The organism is Mesorhizobium sp. M0437 (assembly GCF_040321335.1).
Taxonomy (GTDB): Bacteria; Pseudomonadota; Alphaproteobacteria; order Rhizobiales; family Rhizobiaceae; genus Mesorhizobium.
The window spans coordinates 1-8126 of sequence record NZ_JAMYRK010000120.1 but is presented as its reverse complement, the minus strand read 5'-3'; the positions used below and the strand labels follow the sequence as shown (position 1 = coordinate 8126).

General features: G+C 56.6%; 13 protein-coding genes and 2 pseudogenes. 3 read left to right on the top strand and 12 right to left on the bottom strand.

The genetic code is table 11. The annotated features are described in order from the left end of the window. Positions 1-269: 269 nt before the first annotated feature. Positions 270-771 (top strand): annotated as a pseudogene (locus tag NKI72_RS33335) (hypothetical protein); the annotation flags it as partial. Here the strand turns inward: NKI72_RS33335 and NKI72_RS33330 are convergent. The 10 genes from NKI72_RS33330 to NKI72_RS33280 all read right to left on the bottom strand — a co-directional run bounded on the left by NKI72_RS33330 (position 663) and on the right by NKI72_RS33280 (position 5818). Continuing rightward, positions 663-905 (bottom strand): hypothetical protein, encoded by a 243-nt coding sequence (locus NKI72_RS33330; RefSeq protein ID WP_352852032.1) that lies wholly within the window; start codon positions 903-905, stop codon positions 663-665. The pseudogene NKI72_RS33335 and the gene NKI72_RS33330 sit on opposite strands and share 109 nt — an antisense overlap. A 172-nt stretch (positions 906-1077) precedes the next feature. Continuing rightward, positions 1078-1203 carry a bifunctional DNA primase/polymerase gene (locus tag NKI72_RS33325; RefSeq protein ID WP_352720276.1) on the bottom strand — a complete coding sequence of 42 codons (126 nt, stop codon included), beginning with the start codon at positions 1201-1203 and terminating at the stop codon, positions 1078-1080. Positions 1204-1783: 580 nt separating this feature from the next. Next, positions 1784-2029 carry a DUF982 domain-containing protein gene (locus NKI72_RS33315; protein ID WP_352720279.1) on the bottom strand — a complete coding sequence of 82 codons (246 nt, stop codon included), beginning with the start codon at positions 2027-2029 and terminating at the stop codon, positions 1784-1786. Positions 2030-2037: 8 nt separating this feature from the next. Continuing rightward, positions 2038-2184 (bottom strand): DUF982 domain-containing protein, encoded by a 147-nt coding sequence (locus tag NKI72_RS33310; protein ID WP_352720280.1) that lies wholly within the window; start codon positions 2182-2184, stop codon positions 2038-2040. Positions 2185-2508: 324 nt separating this feature from the next. Beyond that, positions 2509-2751 (bottom strand): DUF982 domain-containing protein, encoded by a 243-nt coding sequence (locus NKI72_RS33305; RefSeq protein WP_352852029.1) that lies wholly within the window; start codon positions 2749-2751, stop codon positions 2509-2511. A gap of 184 nt (positions 2752-2935) precedes the next feature. Next, entirely contained in the window at positions 2936-3154 is a 219-nt protein-coding gene (locus NKI72_RS33300) for a hypothetical protein (RefSeq protein ID WP_352720283.1), read from the bottom strand. Between the two features lie 201 nt (positions 3155-3355). Further along, positions 3356-4414 carry a hypothetical protein gene (locus NKI72_RS33295; protein ID WP_352852028.1) on the bottom strand — a complete coding sequence of 353 codons (1059 nt, stop codon included), beginning with the start codon at positions 4412-4414 and terminating at the stop codon, positions 3356-3358. 343 nt (positions 4415-4757) lie between these two features. After that, positions 4758-4940: a hypothetical protein gene (locus NKI72_RS33290; RefSeq protein WP_352720286.1), complete on the bottom strand. Its 183-nt coding sequence runs from the start codon at positions 4938-4940 to the stop codon at positions 4758-4760. Further along, the gene (locus NKI72_RS33285; RefSeq protein ID WP_352852026.1) at positions 4941-5360 is read right to left on the bottom strand and encodes a hypothetical protein; all 420 of its coding nucleotides are present in this window, start codon (positions 5358-5360) and stop codon (positions 4941-4943) included. A gap of 20 nt (positions 5361-5380) precedes the next feature. Then, positions 5381-5818, bottom strand: a complete 438-nt coding sequence (locus tag NKI72_RS33280) for a hypothetical protein (protein WP_352852024.1) — start codon at positions 5816-5818, stop codon at positions 5381-5383. 154 nt (positions 5819-5972) lie between these two features. Here NKI72_RS33280 and NKI72_RS33275 point away from each other — a divergent pair. Together NKI72_RS33275 and NKI72_RS33270 are read left to right on the top strand one after the other, a co-directional pair. Further along, positions 5973-6172: pseudogene (locus NKI72_RS33275) on the top strand (IS5/IS1182 family transposase); the annotation flags it as partial. Then, entirely contained in the window at positions 6169-6483 is a 315-nt protein-coding gene (locus tag NKI72_RS33270; RefSeq protein ID WP_352852023.1) for a hypothetical protein, read from the top strand. The pseudogene NKI72_RS33275 and the gene NKI72_RS33270, both read left to right, overlap by 4 nt. 462 nt (positions 6484-6945) lie before the next feature. Here NKI72_RS33270 and NKI72_RS33265 read toward each other — a convergent pair whose 3' ends face one another. Further along, entirely contained in the window at positions 6946-7527 is a 582-nt protein-coding gene (locus NKI72_RS33265) for a hypothetical protein (RefSeq protein WP_352772077.1), read from the bottom strand. 87 nt (positions 7528-7614) lie between these two features. Continuing rightward, positions 7615-7839: a hypothetical protein gene (locus NKI72_RS33260; protein ID WP_352720293.1), complete on the bottom strand. Its 225-nt coding sequence runs from the start codon at positions 7837-7839 to the stop codon at positions 7615-7617. Positions 7840-8126 lie beyond the last annotated feature (287 nt).

The window sequence follows — 8126 nt, the reverse complement described above, 5'->3', positions numbered from 1 at the left end:
GTAACAGCAGCCTGATCAGACCAGATACCGTTCCCGATTCGAAGGCCATCCGTCGAAAGCCCCCGCGTCAACGTGCAGCGAAAATAGCGCTTACGCACTTCGAGATCAACTCGGCCGCTTCCTGTTAGCCGGAGTTGCAAGCGGCCCCGCTAACAATCGTGGTTGCGCCTTTAGGGCATCGTGGTTCAGACCGCTGGCGGATTTAGAACTCATGTTGGCTTTGCGATCGGCTCATCGCTGCCGACTATCGGGGACCTATATAAAGGGGCATGTCCACGCGCCGTAAAATCAATGCAACAGCGAAGCTGATTGGAGAGTGGCCTTTAAGCCAGCTGCAACGTTTGGATCGTCCGTCAGAGCGAGGGGTATTTTTCTCGAAATACGCGCCCGCCTTCCAACGGAGTTCAGGAAATTGCTCAATATCGAGTCCCGCGTGCTTACCCTGCGCCTGCCTGAGGGCGCAGAGAATGATCTGCAGGTGGTATTCGGGATCCTATCCAAAGCACTGCAGAATATCGAAGACCTGCCCGTAATCCCCCGTGAAATCGAGGACATTCTGACGATCTCGACGGCCGAACGGCACCGCTGGCTGAAAGATGGTCGCTTGCAGAGCGCCGGGACGAAAACGGTGAAACTTCGCGGGCGGGCAAGGACATCACCTTTCACGTGTTCGACCCGCAGCACGTTGAGGATGTGCTTGACCGCGACCTGGTAACGGTCTGGCGCGAACAGGACGCAGCGACAGCTGCAGAGAATAGGCGGCGAGCCGCGGGCGCGTCACCGATCCCCGGGATCTTGGTGAGCGCGCCGGCGGCGATGATCCGGTCGAGCGGCTGCGACAGCGCCGTCAGACTGTCTGCCGCGCGCAAGTATGCCTTTATGCGATAGGGATTGTCGCCGCGCATAGACGCCCGTTGTGCGTATTCCCTCAAAAGACTGGCGACGGTCCTCGGATTGATCTTTGCCATGGCTTCAGCCAAACGAGGCCGATCTCCGCAGGTTCCGATCAGGCAAGGCCATGAGAGCCGCGTTGCCGTTTAGATCCCGGCTTTACTGCCTTTCTTCCCGCGTCGGCCGCTACAGATCGGGCAAGGATTGGTCAGCGCGACCCCGCCCCAGCGAGTCAAGGATAGCGCGGAACTGAAAGGCAGCGGCGCGGACGGCCTCAAAATCGAGGCCTTCATCGGGGTCGGGGTCGAACACGAGGCGGTCGGCCTTTTCGACATCCGTATCCGGTTTCTGCCATCGGCTTTAGAAGCCTGACATTCCGGTTCCGGTCCCCTTAAGTGTGCGTCCGGTTTTGATCCTCTCGTCGAACCCATGTTTCGATTGACGATTAGTCGACGTGCCCCATTGACGCCAAGTACCTCGCCCAGAGCAGCTCCGATGCCAGTTTCAAGAAGTGCAAAATGGCCCATAAATGCGCCGACCAGGGGGAATGCTCTCGTATCCGGGTCTATATCGAGCAGCGCGGACTTGGTCAGCATTAGACAGCCTAACGGGTCCTTCCCAACATAGCCATGGGCACCGGCCTGCTACTCACGGAGCACCCCCTCCTCCTTGGCAGCAGCCTCGAAGCCTGACGGACCTCTTCCGAAGTCACGCGGTCCTGAAAGGCGTCGGCGCACAGTTGCACAGCCTTCCTCCACTTAGGTCCCATCTTGGTCCACTTCAGGAGTTCCTCGGCGGCACTCTCGACATTGTTGCACCCGTAAGTGACCCCAGGTCGGTCGGTCTTGACGTACACCGGAGGGGAGAACCAATGGGTTGCCACAACACCCTCCTACTCAGGGGAGAGATACATCTTGGCCTCCTTTGCGGCAGCCTCAAAGGCCTTTCGTACCACCTGAGGGTCAATCGGATCGCCCTCCAGATCTGACAGGCAAAGGGTCACCGCCTTGTGCCAGCGAGGTCCTCTCCGGGTCCACGTCTTGAGCTGCTCAAGGGCTGCCCTCGCATTGTTGCAGCCATGCCTGGCCCCGGTTTCAGTCTTCACGAACACTGGAGGGACGAACCAGATGGGCGCCATGATACCTCCTAGTCAGGGGAGAGATACACGTTGGCCTCCTTGGCAGCCACCTCAAAGGCTTCACGGACCTCATGGGGGGAGGATTTGCCCTCGAATGCATCGAGGCAGGATTGGACAGCCTTGGTCCACTTCGGGCCCTTTGTGTCCCACGCCATGAGTTGCTCGGCGGCTCCCTCGACGTGGCTGACCCATGGCGAATGCCCGGACGTTTCGTCTTCACGTAGACCGGGGGAGAGAACCAGAGGGGACCCATAAGGGGGAACTTAGAGCGGCAAGAACCCGCCGACCAACCCCGCTTTAGCCGCAGCTAAGGGAACGATGTAGGCCCTCGCGGGTTTAGAGGTCGTGGTCCTTCTCGGATGTGCAGCCGCTGTGGCGGGGTCCGTCGCCTCTCCCTCACCGGCAGCGGGCTCCTTTCGCGAAGGCGGTGTTGGTAATAGACACCTAGAACCTTATACCGCATCCAATTTAGCTAGTTCTCATTGGGGGAGTAATGTCCCCTCCTCTTTTGCAGCAGCCAGGAATGCCTTGCGGGCCTCCTCAGGTTCCATCTCGTCGAAAATCACGGCCATGCAAACGCGCACCGCGAGGTCCCAGCAAGGGCCACGCTTGGTCCACTTCATCACCTCCTCGCCGGCTTTCTCGGCGTTGTTGACGTTGTGGATGATCCCGGGACGCTCGGTCTTGACCGGGACCGGAGGGTTGAACCAGTGGAGAGCCATACGTCACTCTTTGTCGGCCCGATCACGTTCCTCCAGCAAATACTTTTGCTCAGCCGGGAGCTTCCGTTCTGCAGGCAGGTTTAGCAGCTTGCGACGGTAATTGTGGATTACCTCTGACTATTAAAAATGACGCAGGACTGCGCGCTTCCGTTGCGATGCCACAGTGACTGAAGTTGGCTGACAGCTACTCCTGGGCGTCGAAAGCCACGCAGAGGCCCATGGCAGTTGCTGCCTCGACGATTGCCTCGGTTAGTTCTTCGTCGGAGGCCACCAAATAAGGCGCAGCCTCCCGCGCTTCGCGTAGTGCCGCTTTTATCGAGACCGGATCGCGACGGTCCGCCCTGTTGAGGAGTATAGTGATTGCTTGCTCTAGAAGCGGACCGACCCTTTGCGCGACGCTCATCCAGCCCTCCCCAGGGACCACGCCGAAGGGGAATCTACTCACTTCCTGACGGACATCAACGCCATGTACGAATCGTACAAATTGGCACGGTGTAACCCAGACCCGCGCCGGCTTTTCCACGAATGACTGCCAGGGAGATCACCACCTGACGCAGAAGTCGGCTGGGCACTCCGGACCACGAATCCAACGCCGACGGGAGATTTAGGTACCGGGCTCGGCGTTGTCGCCACGGAAGTGGTAGCTGTCCACCACCCTCTCGCGAGCAGGGCCGAACAGTGGCGTCGAGAGTAGATCCTCCAGCTTGGCGTTGGCCGACCAGGGCTCGTCTATGAGGCACCAGTCAAGCAGGAAGTGGTCGCCAACTTTGGAGATCAGCAGCCCAACGCCGATCCGAGTTTTGAGATCGTACTTCGCCGCTTGGGTAAACAGTTCCACTGCGTTCGTTCTCATCCTGATCCCGTCCTCGCCAATGACTGGCCAGTCGGGGTCCATACTTGCGACCATGAAAGTGCAATCGGTCATCGGGAACGCGAACCTGAATGGTCGACGAGGTGTTCCAGCCTTGCTAGCCTCGAGGGACACGACAAGCCGCCTTTTGAACTCGCGCCAGATGGATCGGGGGACGCGAGCGAACTCCTCCATGATCCGGTAGTAGTCCGTGCTCCTTTCAGGGTTGACGATGTGACTTTGGAGGTCCCGCATGATGTATGAAAGATCAAACCCGCCAACATCCTGCACGAAGGCGCGCAACTTCTCGATCGATCCAGGCTCCGGCAAGTCCATCTCCGACAGGAACGCGACCATGATGTCGGGCTCCTCCACGACCACGCCGGCCTCGCGCAGTTGCGGCAGGACCAACTCTCGATATTCGAAGTACAGCCGCACGTCGTCGGGGACGCGCAGTTTGTCCAATATTCCCAGATAGTCGTGCGCGGCCACGATATGAATGAAACCCACCGTGGCCGAGACGTGGAACTTGGTCTCCCTGCAGTCCGCAGGCAGCAGCCGGCCAGGAAGGAAGACGACGATCTTCTTGAGGTCTAGGAGGTCGACCCCCTTCACCGCTATCTCGTGGCCCTGTGCGTTCGTGAGGCGGATCTCCTCGTGCTCGGCCAGGTATCGCACCGTGTCCTTGATCTGATCCGTCGCTTTCCGGAGCACCTTCCTCGGGAACCACTGTCGCTCAGCCTCAGGGTCCGACGTCTCCTCAGCCCGTTCCTTGAGCTGGAACACCATAGCCAATGATCCGATCTTCACCATTCCGTCCGCCAGTTCGACCTGCTGTTTCGGACGAGGGAAGAATCTCCGAAAGTGGTGGCATTGAGATGTGAGGTGAATTCTTCCAGGGTCATGTCGTACAGATAGGCTATTGCCGGTACACGTTGAAGTGCGGCTAGGGATCGTCAGCAATCAGATAGCCGCGCGTCGGTTACCGGTATTGAAAGAGAGATAGAGACGCCTCGCTCTCCTGACCCCATCATGCGGCGGCTCCGCGCCGACCGCGAAGAGAAGCGAGTGACCCGCGGGGCGACATGGTCCGGAAAAAAGACAGGAAACGCTTGACCTCACCGACCCCAATCAGAGAAGTCTGCTAGTCATCGTCCTATTTCGCTCCGCCAGTTCCCAACAGTAACTTGGCCAAAGCAAAAATAATAGTGGCTATAGCAACGCAAAAAGCAATAATCAAAAAAATTCCCCCAGCGTTTAGATCTTCAATCCAAACGACAGCAGCCAAGCCGATCAAGAACCCAATAGCTCCGGCCGAACCGTATTGTAAGAAGTTCATCTATCCGCCCTTGATGCCGAAGGCAGACGCAATCTCCTTGCCGTATTTATTTGATACGTCTCGTATCTTTTTCTTGAAATTATCCAAGTTCCATCCTGGTTTAAATAAATCGTTGTCACCCTGTATCTCGCCCTTCCAGGCGTTCATCGCAGCGACGAAATCACCGTATTCTTCGAACTTTGACATGTCCTCATACAAGATTATTGGCTTCTCGTCTCGTATGCTTTTCCCTGGCGCCCAAGCAATCAAAAATGGTCCTTTCCCGTCAGGCGACCACCCAGCGCGCCTAGCGGAATCGATTGCGACCGTTGACATGGACAGACCAAAATTCGAAACAACTACCTCGCAGTCTTCCTTCTTTGATCCCGCGTTGAGTTTGTCGGAAATATTATCATCATTTATCGGCCAAACTGTAACCATCTGGTTGGCTGGCGACAGATCTAAGTTAAAGCAGAGACAAAACTATTGAGATATGCCTGGCACACCTTAAGATGTCTATCTTTGTCAAACTCAGAAGCTTTAGCAGGAAATGCTAAAATGCCGTATGCCCCGAAATTTTCAGGAGGGTATTCTCCTGGTCCGCTGAACATCCGACTCGCCTTAACTCCTTTGGACAGTGTATTACCTACATCTTGCACTGCATTGGTTAATACCTGACCTATTTCTTTTATCGCCTTTAGATCCTTGAAAGGATCAGTAAACCAGTCGGCGTCAGCCTTGACTGATGAGAAGACCACGATGGGGAGGCAAAGCAGTAGAGCGGACAATTTCCGGGCCATAGTCGAAGCCTTATTGTTTCGAGTATTCCTGCATAACATTATCATACTGCGGTCCTTTTCCAAAACATTTGCGGGCTGTTGAAAAACTGTTTTGTTCACGGAACGTATCGGGATCAGACCGAGCACAGACCAGATTCAAAACAGGTATCTCCGAGCCTTTTTCATCAGCCTGTTAGGAGGCCACAGGGGGTTGGGTCACGCCTTGACCCGGCGTGCGGGAACCGGCGGGGGGAGCACCGCGCAAGGGAACGGGCGCACGACGCGGCACGGCGGCTATGCCGTCAGCCAGCGCGTCAGAAAGCGCATCGAAGAGGCGTTCGGCTGGATCAAGACGGTCGCCGGGCAGGAGAAGACAAGTTGCGCGGGCGCGACCGCGGCGAGTGGGCCTTCACCTTCGCTGCCCCCGCCTACAATCTGGTGCGATTGCCGAAGCTGCTGGCGGTGCCGGCATGACCGCGCTCGCGGGCTGCCAACTGGTCGGCCACTGGCGGATCATCGAAGCCGATCTGTGGGATCGCAGCTGCCTGAACCTCGGTAGACCCGCAACCATCACCGTCGGACCCGACAACCATGGCGAGATCGCCTTTGGCGCCCTGCAAGCCGGCCTCGATATCAGTTACAGCTCCTCGACGATCTTCTTCACATGGGCCGGCTTCGACGAGATGGATGAAGTCACCGGCGATGGTTCGGCCGAATTAGCTCGACGACGGCTCGATCGAGATCATATTCGCCTACCACAACGGAGACGAAGAACAGCCTGCTAACGTAAAAGGCTGTTCAGATAGTCCTCGCTCCCGAGGGCGTAGCAGACCATGAGCCCGTACAACAGGATTGGAACTGTTGTCTGCTTGCAATGCGCCGGCGTGTTGGCCAGCAGCATTTGCGACCGCCGTTACGAAGAGACTGATCAATAGCGACCAAGACCGCAATCCGGAGCGGGACAGCTTGAATAGACCCGTGCGAGCAATGTCGCAGTGTCCCCTGAGCCAGCATCTTGGCCGATGACTGCAAATTCCGCAGTGTGGTTCATGATGTTCCAGAAAGAAACGGGCCTGAACGGGTGCTTTACCCGCCAGAGCCCCGCCTGCGGCCAGCGACGGGAATGGACATTTTCTGATATTCAACTGGCAGGGGATACCAATTGTCGCAAACGATGGCCCTCACATCCCGCCCGCCCGATGGGGAGTGGTCAAGCCGTACGGGCTTCTCAAACACTCTCGTGAGAACTAAGGCTTTCGAAAGCGCAGCGCCCCACCGGAAAACATGAGGGCAGCGCCTGACTTCTCATTCGCCTTCACGGTAAATCCCACGAGACTTTCGGGTTCGGCAAATACAGGCACATTAAATTCAACGATGAACGAGTTTCCGTTGACCTTTGCAATCGTGGGCAACGACTTTGTGACCTGCTCCACCCAGCAGGGCTGATAGCGCAGCTCGACCTGGTAGGGCGGCGTTCCACCGGACAGCTTTCCAGCAATTGATGCCTTACTGCCGCTTGGCAGGGATTCCTGATTCCAAGCGAGTTCCGAGATCGTCAAGGCCTGCGGCGCCGCCGTCCCAAATCCCGCGGAGCCGTAATAGAAGCCCAGAATGGTCCCCAAGACACCTATGATGATGGCGAGCAGGTCCTTGCCTAGTGGAAATCGTAGTTTAACGTCCTCCGGCCCCATCCAGAACGTCGAAACGGCGACCAGCACGATCACCCCGGTAGCACTCGAGGCAAACAAAAAGGTCAGAAGTCCGCGAGCACCTTCAGCCGATGAAAGCGTCGTGAAACGACCTGGGTTGTTTATGCCCCATAATACCATACAATAAATGCAAGAAAGCGACCGCGCCGGCAGCTAAGACCGCCAGGCTCATCACATCCGAGTAATCATGGCCAGCTTTGTGCTCAGCTACTTCCAATTGGCATATTTACTGGTCAGCGTCTGCTGAAGACGTCGCTTCTCATCAGCGTCAGAAATCGCATCAATCTTGGTATAAATGTCGCCCAGCACCATCTCTGCCAAAGGGATTTTCGCCCGCAAGAAACTCAAGGTCCTTATCGCCGGAGCTTTTCTGGTTGGCGATGTACGTTGAGAAACCGACAGCACCACCAACAGGCTGTTTGTGCCGAACAACCCATAGATATACTGCCAAAACGGCCGAAATACCCCACCCGATGACCGCCCACGAAATTGACGTCATGTTCTATGCCCCCACCCGCACAATTAGTGTTGCGGTTAAACATGATTGTTCATTTGCCCCCCTAGCCGAAAGGCTTATTCTTCTGCAAAGACGCTCCCTTAATTCGGGCCGCAGATCTTCTCTAAAGTGTCCGTTCCAAAAAGAGTTGAGTGATTTCAGCAGGTTGTGATTCCGTCGGATTTGCAAGATTCGATGGAGATCACGATGGCCTGGACTGAAA

Excerpts from the sequence above, each read along its gene's own strand:
- NKI72_RS33330 (WP_352852032.1), bottom strand. The coding sequence starts at position 905 with ATGCGCGGCGACAATCCCTATCGCATAAAGGCATACTTGCGCGCGGCA.
- NKI72_RS33315 (WP_352720279.1), bottom strand. The coding sequence starts at position 2,029 with ATGGCGCCCATCTGGTTCGTCCCTCCAGTGTTCGTGAAGACTGAAACC.
- NKI72_RS33310 (WP_352720280.1), bottom strand. The coding sequence starts at position 2,184 with ATGGCGTGGGACACAAAGGGCCCGAAGTGGACCAAGGCTGTCCAATCC.
- NKI72_RS33305 (WP_352852029.1), bottom strand. The coding sequence starts at position 2,751 with ATGGCTCTCCACTGGTTCAACCCTCCGGTCCCGGTCAAGACCGAGCGT.
- NKI72_RS33300 (WP_352720283.1), bottom strand. The coding sequence starts at position 3,154 with ATGAGCGTCGCGCAAAGGGTCGGTCCGCTTCTAGAGCAAGCAATCACT.
- NKI72_RS33295 (WP_352852028.1), bottom strand. The coding sequence starts at position 4,414 with ATGGTGAAGATCGGATCATTGGCTATGGTGTTCCAGCTCAAGGAACGG.
- NKI72_RS33290 (WP_352720286.1), bottom strand. The coding sequence starts at position 4,940 with ATGAACTTCTTACAATACGGTTCGGCCGGAGCTATTGGGTTCTTGATC.
- NKI72_RS33285 (WP_352852026.1), bottom strand. The coding sequence starts at position 5,360 with ATGGTTACAGTTTGGCCGATAAATGATGATAATATTTCCGACAAACTC.
- NKI72_RS33270 (WP_352852023.1), top strand. The coding sequence starts at position 6,169 with ATGACCGCGCTCGCGGGCTGCCAACTGGTCGGCCACTGGCGGATCATC.
- NKI72_RS33265 (WP_352772077.1), bottom strand. The coding sequence starts at position 7,527 with ATGGTATTATGGGGCATAAACAACCCAGGTCGTTTCACGACGCTTTCA.